Raw genomic sequence first — 15726 nt, forward strand, 5'->3', positions numbered from 1 at the left:
AAAAAATGGAGTGGAGTCTGAAGCAGAACAAGCTGCTGGCCTATCACCGCTTAATGCGTACTGATAAACCCATCGGTGCGTTACTGCTGCTGTGGCCGACCCTGTGGGCGCTGTGGGTCGCAACCCCGGGGTTGCCGCCGCTGTGGATCCTGGCGGTGTTTGTTGCGGGCGTCTGGCTGATGCGTGCGGCAGGCTGCGTCGTAAACGACTATGCCGACCGTAAATTCGACGGCCATGTGAAACGCACCGCTAACCGCCCTCTGCCAAGCGGACAGGTCACGGAAAAAGAAGCGCGCACGCTGTTTATCGTGCTGGTGGTGCTCTCCTTCTTGCTGGTGTTAACCCTCAACACCATGACCATCCTGCTTTCTGTCGCGGCACTGGCGCTGGCCTGGGTGTATCCATTTATGAAGCGCTATACCCATCTGCCGCAGGTGGTGCTGGGTGCGGCGTTTGGCTGGTCGATTCCGATGGCATTTGCGGCAGTCAGCGAATCGGTGCCGCTCAGCTGCTGGCTGATGTTCCTCGCCAATATCCTGTGGGCTGTGGCGTACGATACGCAATACGCGATGGTCGACCGTGACGATGACCTGAAAATTGGTATCAAATCAACGGCGATCCTGTTTGGCCGTCAGGACAAACTGATTATCGGGATTTTGCAGGTTGCAGTGCTGGCGCTGATGGTGGCGATTGGTCGCCTGAACGCCCTGAACTGGGAGTTTTACTGGTCAGTGCTGGTTGCCGGGATGCTGTTTGTGTATCAGCAAAAGCTGATTGCGAAGCGCGAGCGTGAAGCCTGCTTTAAAGCATTCCTGAATAATAACTACGTGGGCCTGGTGCTGTTTTTGGGGCTGGCGATGAGTTATTTTGCCTGAAAAAAGCCCGGTGGCGCTAGCGCTTACCGGGCCTGAGTATCGTCCAGAATCGTAAGCCGGGTAAGGCGAAGTCGCCACCCGGCTTTTTCACATCATTCGTCCTGCGTCGCGCTCTCAATCGTTAAACGCACATCAGACGTAATCAGTTCAGCCAGCATCTGGTAAACCTTCAGCGTCTCTTCCGGCTCAGCATCGCCGGTATCACTGATAAACCCTTCATCACGCAGCGTCAGCACTAAAGAGCTGAATACCGCCTTGTCGAAGAACTCCGGCGCGTTAATGCCGTGCAGTACCGACAGGCGCTGTGCCAGCGTGCGGCTCTCTTTCTCAAGCGTGCCGCGGTTGATGGATGGGTTAGCGCTCAACAACCAGAACGTAATGGCATAGCGTTGCAGGGTTTCACGCGCGCCAGCCGCCAGCAGTTGCAGGGTGCGGGAGCGAGACGGGTTGATATGCAACTCGTCGTTATTAACGGTGATAAGCCCCTGACGACGCAGCTCTTCGGTCAGTTTATCCAGCTCTGCCGCCAGCTCGGTTTTACTCCAGCGCAGGAATAGCTCGGCTTTCAGCATCGGGTACAGCGCGTCGACATGGCGCAGCAGTTCCTGACGAGAAATGCGACGGTGCTGGGTAATAATGGCGGCCATCAGCGAAGGCAGCATCAGCATATGCGCGATGTTGTTACGATAGTAAGTCATCAGCACCGCCTGCTCGCGCGGCAGAATGATGATGTCGCCAATCGTATCTTTCTCAACTTCGAACTTATTCATCTGCAAGGCATGATCGATAAGCTCGCTGGCGGTAGCGGCTGGCGCCGTCGAATCCACTGAGTACGGAACATTACGCATAATGTCCAGATAGCAATCGAGCTGCTCGGTAAGCTGTTCACGGGTCAGTGAACGCTGACGCGATGCCAGCAGCGCGGTACAGCACAGGTTCATGGCGTTGGCCGCGCCTGCGTTGTTAATACGCACCATCAGCTCGGCGGCAATGCCGTTCACCGTTGGCGTCAGCCAGGCAGGGCGTATTGCTTCGATGGGGTCGATAGACTCGCGCCATTCCGGAACGTGGTGGTTAAGGTAGTTCATCAGCGGCATCGGCTCGCCGAAGTTTACATAGCCCTGACCCAGATTACGCAGCTTGCTCAGACCACGCAGCATCTGCGGCAGGCTCTCTTTCTCTTTGGTCGCACCGCGCAGCTCTTTGGCGTACGTACCCACTTCCATCACGTGCTCGTAACCGATGTAAATCGGCACCAGCGTAATGGGGCGAGTACCACCGCGCAGCATGGCCTGGATAGTCATCGACAGCGTGCCGGTTTTCGGATCAAGCAGACGGCCTGTACGGGAACGCCCGCCTTCCACGAAGTACTCAACGGAATAACCACGGCTGAACAGCTCGCCCAGATATTCGCGGAATACGGTGGAATAGAGCTTGTTGCCCTTGAAGGTACGACGAATAAAGAAGGCACCCAGGCGGCGGAAGATCGGCCCTGCTGGCCAGAAGTTCAGGTTAATACCGGCTGCAATGTGCGGTGGCACCAGGCCCTGATGGTAAAGCACATAGGAAAGCAGCAGGTAGTCCATATGGCTGCGGTGGCAGGGCACATAGACAATTTCGTGGCCATCATGCGCCAGCTGACGCACGCGCTCGGCGTTGTGGACGTTGATCCCCTGATAGAGACGGTTCCACGTGAAGCTCAGGATACGATCGGACAGGCGAATCATCTCGTAGGAGAAGTTCGCGGCGATCTCTTCCATCAGCGCGATGGCATTTTGCTGCGCTTTCTCGTGCGAAATTTTCTTGCTGCGCGCTTCGTCTTCCACGGCACGGGCAATAGCTTTAGACGCCAGCAGCTTATTGAACAGGTCCTGACGCGCCGGGAGGCGCGGCCCCACAGCTGCAAGACGCTGGCGCGCAAAGTGCATACGTGCCACGCGAGCCAGTTTTTGCGCGATGATTTTATCCGTACCGTGTTCGTCTGCCATGCGGCGCAGCGACACAGAAGGCGAGAAACGCACGAAGCTGTCGCGGCCAAGCCAGGACACCGCGAAGAATTTCTGGATGCCGTTGAGCATCCGCAGCGGTGGGTTTTCTTCCCCTTTTTCGCGGCCAGGGCGACGACCAAACATCACCGATACCGGCACCATCTGCACATCCAAATCTGGATTGCTGCGGTGCAAATCGAGGTAGTCGTGGAACAGCTTGATGGACTCTTCTTTTGGCGTGTAATAGGTAAACACGCGCGGCCCACCGTGGATGAACACGTAGCGCGGCAACAGCGTACCGTCGATTTCCAGCGGTTCAAGCGGATCGGGTAAATCATGCGCCAGACACTGGGCGCGGAGCGTGAGCAAGTCTGCCTTCGAGTTGTAAGGCAAAACATACATAATAGGGCGAGAGGTATCGAGCCCTAATTCCAGCGCGGGTTCAGCTGGGATAGACTTGCTTTTTACCAGAACGGTTAATGGTAAATTAAGTAATTTGTAGTAAATTCGTGGCCAGCCGGACATAAACGATGTAAAGCCTCTGGTTAATAATGCAATTGCGGCGCAAGGATAACAGAAAGCGCGCAAAATTTCTGTTGTTACCCGTCATACTTCGGGCGGCAGTAAACGCACTGTGTCTATAGTTACTGACGCTATTTCTAATAAAAGGTTCTTTTAATGGCCAATAATACCACTGGGTTAACCCGAATCATCAAAGCTGCCGGCTATTCATGGAAAGGTTTCCGTGCCGCGTGGATCAATGAAGCTGCTTTTCGTCAGGAAGGCGTTGCCGCTATCGTGGCGGTAATCATTGCCTGTTTTCTTGATGTCGATGCCATAACGCGCGTTCTTCTTATTGGTTCTGTGCTTTTGGTGATGATAGTGGAAATTCTCAATAGCGCTATTGAGGCCGTTGTTGATCGTATTGGCTCTGATTTCCATGAGCTCTCGGGTCGTGCAAAAGATATGGGCTCTGCCGCCGTGTTGCTGGCGATTATCACTGCGGTGATCACCTGGGTCACGCTGCTTTGGTCGCATTTCCGATGAGCCTCGAGGAATAATTAAGTCCCTGGTTTTTTGTGCAGTTTTTGGTTCCAAAATCGCCTTTAACTGTATATACTCACAGCATAACTGTATATACACCCAGGGGGCGGAATGAAAGCGTTAACGACCAGGCAGCAAGAGGTGTTTGATCTCATCCGGGATCATATCGGCCAGACGGGAATGCCACCTACGCGTGCGGAAATCGCGCAGCGTCTGGGCTTCCGTTCTCCAAATGCTGCTGAGGAACACCTTAAAGCGCTGGCGCGTAAAGGCGTGATTGAGATTGTTTCTGGTGCTTCACGCGGCATCCGTCTGCTGGTAGAAGAAGAGACGGGCATTCCGCTGGTTGGCCGCGTCGCGGCAGGTGAACCTTTGCTGGCACAACAGCATATTGAAGGTCACTATCAGGTCGATCCTGGCATGTTCAAACCGAGCGCGGATTTTCTGCTGCGCGTCAGCGGTATGTCCATGAAAGACATCGGTATTCTCGATGGTGATCTGCTGGCGGTTCATAAGACACAAGATGTGCGCAACGGCCAGGTAGTGGTAGCGCGTATTGATGATGAAGTCACCGTTAAGCGCCTGAAAAAACAGGGCAACACTGTGCAGCTGCTGCCGGAAAACAGCGAATTCACCCCCATCGTGGTGGATCTTCGCGAACAAAGCTTCTCCATTGAAGGTCTGGCGGTTGGCGTCATCCGCAACGGAGAATGGCTGTAATCTCTTCCTGACAGGCTACGGAACCTCCGTAGCCTGATTCATTTCTCACTCCCGGTATTTTTCATGTCACTGCTGACTGCTTCTGATAAGGCATTGTGGCGTCTTGCACTGCCGATGATTATTTCCAATATCACTGTTCCTCTTTTGGGGCTGGTCGATACGGCGGTTATTGGACATCTGGATTCACCGGTCTATCTGGGCGGCGTGGCGATTGGCGCAACGGCAACCAGCTTCCTCTTTATGCTACTGCTTTTTTTACGCATGAGCACCACCGGGCTGACGGCACAGGCGTTTGGCGCAAAAGATCCCCTACGTCTGGCACGTGCGCTGGTACAGCCGTTAATTCTGGCTCTGGGTGCGGGCGTGCTTATCGTTGTGCTGCGTACGCCACTCATTGAGCTGGCATTGCATATAGTCGGTGGCAGCGAAGCGGTGCTGGAGCAGGCACGGCGCTTCCTCGATATTCGCTGGCTAAGCGCCCCGGCATCGCTGGCAAATCTGGTTCTGCTGGGCTGGTTGTTGGGCGTCCAGTATGCCCGCGCCCCCGTTATCCTGCTGGTTGTCGGGAACGTCCTGAACATAGTGCTCGATCTCTGGCTGGTCATGGGGTTGCACATGAATGTTCAGGGCGCGGCGCTGGCAACGGCTATTGCCGAATATGGCACGCTGATTATCGGGCTGTGGATGGTCTGGCGTGTGCTGGTGATGCGGGGCATAACACCTGCGCTGCTGAAGGCCGCCTGGCGCGGCAATATCCGCAAGCTGCTGGCGCTTAACCGGGATATCATGCTGCGCTCGCTGTTACTGCAACTGTGCTTTGGTGCGCTGACCGTCTTTGGTGCGCGGCTTGGCCAGGAAATCGTTGCCGTCAACGCGGTGCTGATGACGCTGCTAACCTTTACCGCTTACGCCCTCGACGGCTTTGCCTATGCGGTAGAAGCCCATTCCGGGCAAGCGTATGGCGCGCGTGAAAGCGGGCAATTGCAGGATGTCTGGCGCGCCGCATGTCGGCAGGCTGGGCTGGTGGCGCTGGCATTTGCGCTCATCTACGCCTGCTTTGGTGAGCATATTGTTGCGCTGCTCACGTCATTACCTGCACTGCGTGAGCTGGCAAGCCACTACATCATCTGGCAGGTGATCTTACCGGTTGTGGGCGTCTGGTGTTATTTACTCGATGGGATGTTTATTGGCGCAACGCGTGGCGCGGAAATGCGTAACAGTATGGCGGTCGCGGCGGCTGGGTTTGGTTTAACCCTGCTCACGGTACCGTATCTGGGGAATCATGGGTTATGGCTGGCCCTTGCAGTCTTTCTTCTTTTGCGTGGCCTCTCGCTGGCGTTTATCTGGCATCGGCACTGGAGAAAAAATACCTGGTTTTCATCCCGTCACGATCTTTCATGATGGTAAAAGATTCTGAATAATTCCATGAGTGCCAGATGCTCAACTAAAATTATTATCACGTCCAGCATGAAATGAAGGTTTCGGGCGGCCCTTTCACTCTTTAACGATGAGGACCTGATGATGAATAAAGACGAAATCAGCGGCAACTGGAAACAGTTCAAAGGTAAAGCGAAAGAGCAATCGGGTAAGCTGACCGATGACGATATGACGGTCATCGAAGGTAAGCGCGATCAGCTTGTCGGTAAAATTCAGGAACGCTATGGCTACGCCAAAGATCAGGCGGAGAAAGAAGTCGGCGACTGGGAAAAGCGTAACGACTATCGCTGGTAGACCGGTATTACCCGCAAGTACAAGGATGTACACCCTGAGGGCGGCCCTGAGCCGCCTTATCTTTTGTCGTTAGCGCGGTTTTTTCTTTACCAGGATGGAGTGGTCATGCTGGCAGGCATCCTGATGGCTGCATGATTCGACCTCCACGCACGCAGAGCATAATCCGTGTGCTTCAATCACATTATGGCGCAGGGCGAAGCCCATTTTGGCTGCCAGCGTATGCATAATGTCTTCAACACCTTCCGCACACTCTTCTTTCACCACGCCACAGCGGTCGCAGATAAACATGGCCGAGGTGTGGGTCGGCTGATCAAACAAATGGCACAGCACATAGCTGTTTGTTGATTCGACCTTGTGCACAAAGCCCTGCTCCAGCAGGAAATCCAGCGCGCGATAGACGGTAGGCGGCTTGGCCTGCGGCTCGCTTTCGCGCAGCAGGTCGAGTAAATCATACGCACTGATGGCGCCCTGTTGCAGGCTCATCAGACGCAATACCTCAAGGCGCTGTGGGGTCAGGCGCACATTGCGTTGCGCACAGAGCTTCTCAGCTTGCGCCAGCAGCTCTTTTGTGGACTTATCCATTTAGCACCTCGGCTGTCTATGGGATGGAAAACCCTCACTTTATCATGTTCTGTTAAAAACACCGAGAGCCGCCAGGTGTGCTATACCTGACGCATCGCAATCCGGGGAAACACGTAATGAAAAGACCTGACTGTATTCGACACTGGCGCGATGTCGAAGGCGCTGATGATTCCACTTATCCCGACAGCACTGAGCGTTTTTCCATTGGCGCGCCGCTGGCCCGTAAACTTGGCCTGGGGCGGATTGGTATCCATCACGAGCGCCTGCCTCCCGGGCGGCGTACGTCGTATCCCCATGCGGAAAGCGACGAAGAGGAGTTTATCTATGTGCTGGAAGGCTACCCGGAGGTCTGGATAAATGGCTATCTGTGGAAGCTGGAGCCGGGTGATAGCGTGGGGTTTCCGGCCGGAACCGGGGTGTGCCATACCTTTATCAACAATACGGATGAAGAGGTCCGGCTGCTGGTCGTTGGCGAGGCCAACAAAAAGCACAACCGCATCTATTATCCGCTGAATCCGGTTTATGCCGCCACGCGGGAAGACCGGTGGGTAGACCATCCGCCGCAGTTTTTTGGCCCGCACGATGGAAAACCTGGGCGAAAATAATTTCCTCTTCTATAAATATTGAGGGCCATCACAAAAAACAACAGGCCTGTTGGTGATTTAACTTAGGGAAATAGCGGGTCTTTTTGTACTTATTCACAGCAATAGTTCGTTCCTGTTTGGGTGATAACAGACAGGGGTTATTTCATAACAGACTATAAGACGAGCATACTGTGAAGAAACATTTTAAATTTTCGGTGGTTAGCATCGCTGTCTCCTTGTTTATGGCAAATCAGGCGGGAGCAGCCAATACCTGGACAGAAGCGCGTAGTGACGCGATGGGTGGCACGGGCGTAGCGGCAGGCAGCTATGGCAGCGGGGTGTTAATCAACCCGGCATTGCTGGCAAAAGCGAAACCTGACGATGATGTCACCCTTATTTTACCCTCCATTGGTGCGCAGATTTCTGATAAGGACAATCTGCGGGATAAGATTGATGACATCAGCGATGACGTGAACCGTTATCGCAGCACGCTGGATAGCATCAATCTTATCGATCTGTTAAATCCTCTTAGCCCTGCATCGCGGGAAGTTTCTTCTGCAGCAGGCGACCTGGCCGATCAGCTGGACTCACTGAAAGGAAAAACCGCCAGCGGTAAAGCAGGTGGTGGGATCGCTGTAAGCATTCCTAATGATGTGCTCTCGGTGGCATTTGTGGCAAAAGCCAACGCGCGTGCACGCGTGAGTTCTTACATCGATCAGGGCGATACCGACAAACTGCGGGCAGTGGAAGCCGCGCCATCTGCTGTGTTTGGCGTTGACCCGAACGATTTGAAATCAAAAGGTTTTGGCCGTGCGGCAATTGTTTCAGACTACGGCGTGGCGGTGGCTCGTCAGTTTGATATCAGCGGCGTGCCAGTGTCTGTGGGGATCACCCCGAAGCTGCAACAAACCTGGCTGTATAACTACACGGTGTCTATCTACAACTTCAACAGCGATGACATCAACAGCAGCCGTTACCGTAATGATGACACCGGGTTTAACGTCGATGCGGGTATTGCCGCTGACTTTGGTGATAACTGGACCGTCGGCCTGACCGGGCATAACCTCTTCTCGCGCGATATCGACACTAAAGAGGTGGACGGCGTGCGCGATACCTACCAGATAAGCCCAGTTGTTACTGCAGGTGCAGCTTGGCATACCGATCTTCTGACCCTGACCGCGGATGGCGATCTGACGGAAACCAAAGGCTTTAAAAGCGAAGAGAACTCTCAGTACGTGGGCGTAGGTGCAGAAGTCACTCCGCTGAGCTGGCTGGCTGTTCGCGCCGGTTACCGGGCTGACGTCAAGAATAACGACAGCAACGTCTTTACGGCGGGTGTCGGGTTCGCGCCGCTCAACACGGTACATGTCGACCTGATGGGCCTGTACGGTGAAGACGAAACCTGGGGGGCGGGAGCACAGCTGACGCTGACATTCTAAAGTGCACCGGAGGCGCTGCGCCTCCGGCTTTTCTTTGTGCTATAGTAGCGCCCCTTTTCCACCAGATGCTTAAAACTTAGCCATGTCGTCAGAATCACAGACTGTTTTTCCTGCACACCGTTTCTCCATTGCGCCGATGCTCGACTGGACGGACAGACACTGCCGCTACTTCCTGCGTCAGCTCTCCCGCCACACGTTGCTGTACACCGAAATGGTGACAACCGGCGCGATCATTCACGGGAAGGGCGACTATCTGGCGTACAGCGAAGAAGAACATCCGGTTGCATTGCAGCTTGGCGGGAGCGATCCGGCCGCGCTGGCGCAGTGCGCGAAGCTGGCTGAGGAACGGGGTTACGACGAGATTAACCTCAACGTCGGCTGCCCGTCCGATCGCGTGCAGAACGGCATGTTCGGCGCGTGCCTGATGGGCAATGCGCAGCTGGTCGCAGACTGCATCAAAGCGATGCGTGATGTCGTCTCCATACCGGTAACGGTCAAAACCCGTATCGGTATCGACGATCAGGACAGCTATGAATTCCTGTGTGACTTCATCAATACCGTTGCCGGAAAAGGCGAGTGCGAGATGTTTATCATCCATGCGCGTAAAGCCTGGCTTTCTGGCCTTAGCCCGAAAGAGAACCGCGAAATTCCACCGCTGGACTACCCGCGCGTCTATCAACTGAAGCGTGATTTCCCGCAGCTGACGATGTCGATTAACGGCGGAATTAAATCGCTGGAAGAAGCCAAAGTGCATCTCGACCATATGGATGGTGTGATGGTGGGCCGTGAGGCGTACCAGAACCCGGGCATCCTGGCGACGGTTGACCGTGAAATCTATGGTGTGGAAGGTGCTGATACGGATCCTGTTTCGGTGGTGCGAGCCATGTATCCGTACATTGAACGCGAGCTGAGCAACGGTACCTACCTTGGCCACATTACCCGCCACATGCTTGGCCTGTTCCAGGGGATCCCGGGGGCGCGTCAGTGGCGTCGTTACCTCAGCGAGAACGCGCATAAAGCCGGTGCAGACATCGAGGTGCTGGAGCACGCGCTGCGTCTGGTTGCTGATAAGCGATAAATTTCACCAAAACATAGTTAAATTCACCACGCCCTGCACATTGTTGTGGGGCGTTTTGTTTTGATAACAATGAGTTAGGTTTGGCACGTTTTTTGTAATGCTCAATGCATCATTGGGGCATTACCTGGGAGAGAACCATGCTCGAACTACTTTTTGTGATTGGCTTTTTTGTCATGCTGCTGGTGACCGGGGTATCGTTGCTTGGCATCCTGGCGGCGATGGTGGTGGCAACGATTGTCATGTTTATTGGTGGTTTATTTGCCCTGACGATCAAACTGTTACCGTGGTTACTGCTGGCAATTGTTGTTGTGTGGGTGATTCGGGCGATTAAATCACCAAAAGTCCAAAATTATCAGCGCAATAACCGTTTTCGTTACTAAGGTATTGAGGGGTTCGTCACATACCTGCAACTTTTCCGGCATCATTGCTTAGAACAGAATAGGATTTAGTTATCGATTCTGTCACTATGACTGCCGCTAAAGAATTCATCGAGCTGTACCCTACATACAGCCGAACTAAAAAAAGAAAGGGCTTCCCACGGGAAGCCCAATTTCTTTTTTCCCCCTCATAATTCAAGCCGCAGATGCGTTGGCTGCTTTCACTCACCCCAGTCACTTACTTGAGTAAGCTCCCGGGGATTCATTCAATTGCCGCCTTTCTGCAACATGAATTATTTAGGGGAAAAGGGAATAAGCAGACTCGACCCCTGCGTCACCCGACTCTCCAGTACCTCATGTGCGCGCTGCGCATCCGCCAGCGGATATTTCTGCGCATCTGCCACGTCCACTTTAATCACCCCGCTGGCGATCAGTGAGAACAGTTCGTTGCTGGCTTCCTCCAGCTCTTCCCGGTTAGTGATGTAACCCTGAAGAGAAGGGCGCGTGACATACAGCGAGCCTTTCTGGTTCAGAATGCCCAGGTTAACGCCGGTCACGGCGCCGGACGCATTACCGAAGCTCACCATCAGGCCGCGGCGTTGCAGGCAGTCCAGCGAAGCTTCCCAGGTGTCTTTGCCCACTGAGTCATACACCACGCGCACTTTTTGACCGTGAGTGATCTCTTTTAACCGCTCAACAATGCTCTCTTCGCGGTAGTTAATCACTTGCCATGCGCCAGCCTGCAATGCGCGCTGTGCTTTTTGCGCATTGCCTACGGTGCCAATCAGTTTCGCACCTAATGCTTTTGCCCACTGGCAGGCGATCAGGCCCACGCCGCCCGCGGCGGCATGGAACAGGAACTGTTCGTCGGGTTTGATCTCGTAGGTTTTGCGCAGCAGATAGTAAACGGTCAGCCCTTTGAGGAACGAGGCCGCCGCTTGTTCAAACGAAATGGCATTAGGTAAAAGGGCGGCTTTATCGGCCGGGACGTTATGTACGGAACTGTAAGCCCCCAGTGCCGATTGCGCATAGACTACGCGGTCACCTTCTTTAAGGTGCTTAACGGCACTGCCCACTTTAATCACTACGCCTGCCGCTTCGGTTCCCAGCCCGCTTGGCAGAGACGGTGGCGGATAGAGCCCACCGCGAATATAGGTATCGATGTAATTGATGCCGATGGCTTTATTTTCCACCTGAACGTCGTTTTCACCCGGTGCGGCGGGGGTAAACTCCACGGCTTTGAGTACCTCAGGGCCACCATGCTTGTGAAATTCAATACGCGTTGCCATGCTTCCTCCATAAGAAAATGTGGTAATCTTTCGACCCACTCTTTATCTCGGTAACTCCATTCACTATGGCAGGAAACAAACCCTTCAACAAACAGACTGAACCCCGTGAACGTGATTATCAGGTCGCCGGGTTAAAAGTCCCGCCGCACTCGATTGAAGCGGAACAGTCGGTGTTGGGCGGTTTAATGCTGGACAACGAACGCTGGGACGATGTCGCCGAGCGCGTGGTCTCTGAAGATTTCTACACCCGCCCGCATCGCCATATCTTCACCGAAATGGCGCGCCTGCAAGAATCGGGCAGCCCGATTGACCTGATTACGCTCGCGGAATCGCTGGAGCGGCTTGGGCAACTCGATAGCTGCGGCGGATTTGCCTATCTGGCAGAACTCTCCAAAAACACGCCAAGTGCGGCGAATATCAGCGCCTATGCTGATATCGTGCGTGAACGTGCCGTTGTTCGTGAAATGATTTCGGTGGCTAATGAAATCGCCGAAGCGGGCTTTGATCCACAGGGGCGCAGTAGCGAAGATCTGCTCGACCTGGCTGAATCTCGTGTGTTTAAAATTGCCGAAAGCCGCGCGAATAAAGACGAAGGCCCTAAAAATATTGCCGATGTGCTCGACGCCACCGTTGCGCGTATCGAACAGCTCTTCCAGCAGCCGCACGACGGCGTAACGGGCGTCAATACCGGCTACGACGACCTCAACAAGAAAACCGCCGGTCTACAGCCGTCGGACTTGATTATCGTCGCGGCGCGTCCTTCGATGGGTAAAACGACATTTGCGATGAACCTCGTCGAAAATGCGGCGATGTTGCAGGATAAGCCGGTTCTGATTTTCAGCCTCGAGATGCCATCAGAACAGATCATGATGCGTTCTCTGGCATCGCTGTCGCGCGTGGATCAGACCCGAATTCGTACCGGTCAGCTCGATGACGAGGACTGGGCGCGCATCTCCGGCACCATGGGGATCCTGCTGGAAAAACGTAACATCTATATCGATGACTCCTCCGGCCTGACGCCAACGGAAGTGCGTTCACGTGCGCGCCGTATTGCCCGCGAACATGGCGGTATTGGCCTTATCATGATCGACTACCTCCAGCTGATGCGCGTGCCGTCGCTTTCTGACAACCGTACGCTGGAAATCGCAGAAATTTCCCGCTCGCTCAAAGCGTTAGCTAAAGAGCTACAGGTTCCTGTTGTGGCCCTGTCACAGCTTAACCGCTCCCTGGAACAACGTGCGGATAAACGCCCGGTCAACTCCGACCTGCGTGAATCCGGCTCCATCGAACAGGATGCGGACTTAATCATGTTTATCTATCGTGATGAGGTTTATCACGAGAACAGCGACCTGAAAGGGATCGCGGAAATCATTATCGGTAAGCAACGTAACGGCCCAATCGGTACGGTACGCCTGACCTTTAACGGACAGTGGTCGCGTTTCGACAACTATGCCGGCCCTCAATATGATGATGAGTAATTTCTAAGGAATTCAAATGCAAGCGGCAACTGTTGTTATTAACCGCCGCGCTCTGCGACACAACCTGCAACGTCTGCGTGAACTGGCACCCGCCAGCAAGCTCGTTGCAGTCGTGAAAGCGAACGCTTACGGACACGGTCTTATTGAGACCGCGCGAACGCTCCCCGATGCCGATGCTTTTGGCGTCGCCCGTCTTGAAGAAGCTCTGCGCCTGCGTGCAGGCGGAATTACCCAGCCCGTTCTGCTGCTCGAAGGCTTCTTTGAAGCCAGCGACCTCACCACCATTGCCGACCAGCACCTGCATACCGCGGTCCACAACGAAGAGCAACTTGCCGCGCTGGAAACCGCTGAGCTCAGCGAGCCGGTAACCGTGTGGATGAAGCTCGATACCGGGATGCACCGTCTGGGCGTGCGCCCGGAGAAGGCGGATGCGTTTTACCAGCGCCTGTGTCAGTGCAAAAACGTGCGTCAGCCGGTCAATATCGTCAGTCACTTTGCCCGTGCCGATGAGCCAGAATGTGGCGCCACGGAGCAACAGCTCGATATCTTTAACACCTTCTGCGAAGGCAAACCGGGAATGCGCTCTATTGCCGCCTCCGGCGGTATTTTGCTCTGGCCGCAGTCCCACTTTGACTGGGCGCGTCCTGGCATCATTCTCTATGGCGTTTCGCCGCTGGACAGCAAGCCCTGGGGGCCGGATTTTGGCTTCCAGCCGGTGATGTCGCTGGTATCTAACCTGATTGCCGTGCGCGAGCACAAAGCGGGTGAGCCTGTGGGCTATGGGGGAACCTGGGTCAGCGAGCGCGATACGCGGCTTGGTGTGGTGGCGATGGGGTATGGCGATGGTTATCCACGCGCTGCGCCGTCCGGTACTCCGGTGCTGGTTAATGGCCGAGAAGTGACGATTGTTGGCCGCGTGGCGATGGACATGATTTGCGTTGACCTGGGACCGGAAGCTCAGGACAAAGCGGGCGATGATGTGGTGATGTGGGGCGAAGGATTACCCGTTGAGCGCATTGCTGAAATAACGAAAGTGAGTGCTTACGAACTTATCACGCGCCTGACCTCAAGGGTGGCGATGAAATACATTGATTGACCCACAACTGGAGTGAGAGCGTTACTCTCACTCCATGTTTATTAACATCCCCTCGATCTTCTGCCATATCCGGTTTATTGTTGAAATCCCTGCCTCATCGATTTCCGGAGAACCATCGCGTGTTTCAGAAAGTTGACGCCTACGCCGGCGACCCCATTCTCTCCTTAATGGAGCGTTTCAAAGAAGATCCTCGCAGCGACAAAGTGAACCTGAGCATTGGCCTGTATTACAACGAGGATGGCATTATTCCTCAGTTGCAGGCGGTGGCAGAAGCCGAAGCGCGTCTTAATGCTGTGCCTCATGGCGCATCGCTTTATCTGCCGATGGAGGGGTTAAATGCTTACCGTAACACCATTGCGCCGCTGTTGTTTGGGGCCGATCATCCGGTGCTTGCGCAAAAACGTGTCGCCACCATCCAGACGCTGGGCGGCTCGGGTGCGCTGAAGGTCGGCGCAGACTTCCTGAAAAAATATTTCCCGGATTCCGGCGTGTGGGTCAGCGATCCTACGTGGGAAAACCACGTGGCTATCTTCGAAGGCGCGGGTTTTAAGGTTGCGACTTACCCGTGGTTCGACAATGAAACCAACGGTGTCCGTGTAGAGGCACTGCTGGAAAAACTGAGCACCCTGCCAGAGCGCAGTATTGTGCTGCTGCACCCGTGCTGCCACAACCCAACGGGCGCAGACCTCACCAATCCTCAGTGGGATGCGGTGATTGAGATACTGAAAGCGCGCAACCTGATCCCGTTCCTCGACATTGCCTATCAGGGCTTTGGCGCAGGTATGGAGGAAGATGCCTATGCGATCCGCGCCGCTGCCAGCGCCGGGTTACCTGTACTGGTCAGCAACTCGTTCTCTAAAATCTTCTCCCTGTATGGTGAGCGCGTTGGCGGCCTGTCTGTGGTCTGTGAAGATGCAGAAGCCGCAGGGCGCGTGCTGGGCCAGCTGAAGGCAACCGTACGCCGTATCTACTCCAGCCCACCAAACTTTGGTGCGCATGTGGTGGCGACCGTTCTCGGTGACGAACAGCTGAAAGCGTCCTGGCTTGCCGAAGTGGAGGCCATGCGCAAACGCATTCTGGCGATGCGTCAGGAGCTGGTTAACGTGCTGAAAGAGGCCGTACCGGGACACAATTTTGACTATCTGCTTAAACAGCGCGGTATGTTCAGCTACACCGGTCTGAGTGCGGCACAGGTTGACCGTCTGCGTGATGAGTTCGGCGTTTACCTGATTGCCAGCGGCCGTATGTGTGTAGCTGGTCTGAATGCCAGTAACGTACAGCGCGTGGCGCAGGCGTTTGCTGCGGTAATGTAAGTACTCACTATTCATTTCTCCCTCTCCCTGTGGGAGAGGGTTGGGGTGAGGGCATCAGGCTGCTAAGAAATCTTGCCCGGTGGCGCGGTGCTTACCGGGCCTGCGCCTTTCATCCGCGCTTTGTGATCTTCT

At 54.7% G+C, this 15726-nt stretch carries 15 protein-coding genes; 12 read left to right on the forward strand and 3 right to left on the reverse strand.

The window, feature by feature from the left end:
- Window positions 1-5: 5 nt before the first annotated feature.
- Entirely contained in the window at window positions 6-875 is an 870-nt protein-coding gene (gene ubiA / locus N1249_RS01305; RefSeq protein WP_166718261.1) for a 4-hydroxybenzoate octaprenyltransferase, read from the forward strand.
- A 92-nt stretch (window positions 876-967) separates the two neighbouring features.
- Here the strand turns inward: ubiA and plsB are convergent, their stop codons facing one another.
- The gene (gene plsB, locus N1249_RS01310; protein WP_259833929.1) at window positions 968-3388 is read right to left on the reverse strand and encodes a glycerol-3-phosphate 1-O-acyltransferase PlsB; all 2421 of its coding nucleotides are present in this window, start codon (window positions 3386-3388) and stop codon (window positions 968-970) included.
- A 153-nt stretch (window positions 3389-3541) separates the two neighbouring features.
- Here plsB and N1249_RS01315 point away from each other — a divergent pair, with 153 nt between their 5' ends.
- The 4 genes from N1249_RS01315 (at window position 3542) to N1249_RS01330 (ending at window position 6358) form a co-directional block, all read left to right on the forward strand.
- Complete coding sequence (locus tag N1249_RS01315; RefSeq protein ID WP_014068500.1) at window positions 3542-3910, forward strand: diacylglycerol kinase; 369 nt, start codon at window positions 3542-3544, stop codon at window positions 3908-3910.
- Between the two features lie 108 nt (window positions 3911-4018).
- Window positions 4019-4627, forward strand: coding sequence for a transcriptional repressor LexA (lexA, locus tag N1249_RS01320; RefSeq protein ID WP_259833934.1), 609 nt, complete (start codon window positions 4019-4021; stop codon window positions 4625-4627).
- 63 nt (window positions 4628-4690) lie between these two features.
- Window positions 4691-6028 carry an MATE family efflux transporter DinF gene (gene dinF, locus N1249_RS01325; RefSeq protein WP_259833936.1) on the forward strand — a complete coding sequence of 446 codons (1338 nt, stop codon included), beginning with the start codon at window positions 4691-4693 and terminating at the stop codon, window positions 6026-6028.
- A gap of 120 nt (window positions 6029-6148) precedes the next feature.
- Window positions 6149-6358: a CsbD family protein gene (locus tag N1249_RS01330; RefSeq protein ID WP_259837933.1), complete on the forward strand. Its 210-nt coding sequence runs from the start codon at window positions 6149-6151 to the stop codon at window positions 6356-6358.
- A gap of 69 nt (window positions 6359-6427) precedes the next feature.
- Here N1249_RS01330 and zur read toward each other — a convergent pair whose 3' ends face one another.
- On the reverse strand, window positions 6428-6940 hold the full coding sequence (zur, locus tag N1249_RS01335) for a zinc uptake transcriptional repressor Zur (RefSeq protein ID WP_014068504.1): 513 nt from the start codon (window positions 6938-6940) through the stop codon (window positions 6428-6430).
- A 116-nt stretch (window positions 6941-7056) separates the two neighbouring features.
- Here zur and N1249_RS01340 point away from each other — a divergent pair, with 116 nt between their 5' ends.
- The 4 genes from N1249_RS01340 (at window position 7057) to pspG (ending at window position 10421) form a co-directional block, all read left to right on the forward strand.
- Complete coding sequence (locus tag N1249_RS01340) at window positions 7057-7545, forward strand: cupin domain-containing protein (RefSeq protein WP_259833939.1); 489 nt, start codon at window positions 7057-7059, stop codon at window positions 7543-7545.
- Between the two features lie 170 nt (window positions 7546-7715).
- Window positions 7716-8963: a conjugal transfer protein TraF gene (traF, locus tag N1249_RS01345; RefSeq protein WP_259833942.1), complete on the forward strand. Its 1248-nt coding sequence runs from the start codon at window positions 7716-7718 to the stop codon at window positions 8961-8963.
- A gap of 82 nt (window positions 8964-9045) precedes the next feature.
- Window positions 9046-10041, forward strand: a complete 996-nt coding sequence (dusA, locus tag N1249_RS01350) for a tRNA dihydrouridine(20/20a) synthase DusA (RefSeq protein WP_259833945.1) — start codon at window positions 9046-9048, stop codon at window positions 10039-10041.
- 137 nt (window positions 10042-10178) lie between these two features.
- Complete coding sequence (pspG, locus tag N1249_RS01355) at window positions 10179-10421, forward strand: envelope stress response protein PspG (protein ID WP_259833948.1); 243 nt, start codon at window positions 10179-10181, stop codon at window positions 10419-10421.
- Between the two features lie 290 nt (window positions 10422-10711).
- On the opposite strand, the gene N1249_RS01360 is transcribed toward pspG, so the two are convergent.
- The gene (locus N1249_RS01360; RefSeq protein ID WP_259833952.1) at window positions 10712-11707 is read right to left on the reverse strand and encodes a quinone oxidoreductase; all 996 of its coding nucleotides are present in this window, start codon (window positions 11705-11707) and stop codon (window positions 10712-10714) included.
- 65 nt (window positions 11708-11772) lie between these two features.
- On the opposite strand from N1249_RS01360, the gene dnaB reads away from it, so the two are divergent.
- From dnaB to tyrB, 3 genes are all read left to right on the forward strand, one after another.
- Window positions 11773-13185: a replicative DNA helicase gene (gene dnaB / locus N1249_RS01365; RefSeq protein ID WP_166718268.1), complete on the forward strand. Its 1413-nt coding sequence runs from the start codon at window positions 11773-11775 to the stop codon at window positions 13183-13185.
- Between the two features lie 16 nt (window positions 13186-13201).
- Complete coding sequence (gene alr / locus N1249_RS01370; RefSeq protein ID WP_259833954.1) at window positions 13202-14281, forward strand: alanine racemase; 1080 nt, start codon at window positions 13202-13204, stop codon at window positions 14279-14281.
- A gap of 119 nt (window positions 14282-14400) precedes the next feature.
- Window positions 14401-15594 (forward strand): aromatic amino acid transaminase, encoded by a 1194-nt coding sequence (gene tyrB, locus N1249_RS01375; RefSeq protein ID WP_259833955.1) that lies wholly within the window; start codon window positions 14401-14403, stop codon window positions 15592-15594.
- Window positions 15595-15726: the final 132 nt, after the last annotated feature.

It is taken from the genome of Enterobacter sp. CP102, assembly GCF_025152625.1.
Classification (GTDB): Bacteria; Pseudomonadota; Gammaproteobacteria; order Enterobacterales; family Enterobacteriaceae; genus Enterobacter; species Enterobacter soli.

Excerpts from the sequence above, each read along its gene's own strand:
- ubiA (WP_166718261.1), top strand. The coding sequence starts at position 6 with ATGGAGTGGAGTCTGAAGCAGAACAAGCTGCTGGCCTATCACCGCTTA.
- plsB (WP_259833929.1), bottom strand. The coding sequence starts at position 3,388 with ATGTCCGGCTGGCCACGAATTTACTACAAATTACTTAATTTACCATTA.
- N1249_RS01315 (WP_014068500.1), top strand. The coding sequence starts at position 3,542 with ATGGCCAATAATACCACTGGGTTAACCCGAATCATCAAAGCTGCCGGC.
- lexA (WP_259833934.1), top strand. The coding sequence starts at position 4,019 with ATGAAAGCGTTAACGACCAGGCAGCAAGAGGTGTTTGATCTCATCCGG.
- dinF (WP_259833936.1), top strand. The coding sequence starts at position 4,691 with ATGTCACTGCTGACTGCTTCTGATAAGGCATTGTGGCGTCTTGCACTG.
- N1249_RS01330 (WP_259837933.1), top strand. The coding sequence starts at position 6,149 with ATGAATAAAGACGAAATCAGCGGCAACTGGAAACAGTTCAAAGGTAAA.
- zur (WP_014068504.1), bottom strand. The coding sequence starts at position 6,940 with ATGGATAAGTCCACAAAAGAGCTGCTGGCGCAAGCTGAGAAGCTCTGT.
- N1249_RS01340 (WP_259833939.1), top strand. The coding sequence starts at position 7,057 with ATGAAAAGACCTGACTGTATTCGACACTGGCGCGATGTCGAAGGCGCT.
- dusA (WP_259833945.1), top strand. The coding sequence starts at position 9,046 with ATGTCGTCAGAATCACAGACTGTTTTTCCTGCACACCGTTTCTCCATT.
- pspG (WP_259833948.1), top strand. The coding sequence starts at position 10,179 with ATGCTCGAACTACTTTTTGTGATTGGCTTTTTTGTCATGCTGCTGGTG.
- N1249_RS01360 (WP_259833952.1), bottom strand. The coding sequence starts at position 11,707 with ATGGCAACGCGTATTGAATTTCACAAGCATGGTGGCCCTGAGGTACTC.
- dnaB (WP_166718268.1), top strand. The coding sequence starts at position 11,773 with ATGGCAGGAAACAAACCCTTCAACAAACAGACTGAACCCCGTGAACGT.
- alr (WP_259833954.1), top strand. The coding sequence starts at position 13,202 with ATGCAAGCGGCAACTGTTGTTATTAACCGCCGCGCTCTGCGACACAAC.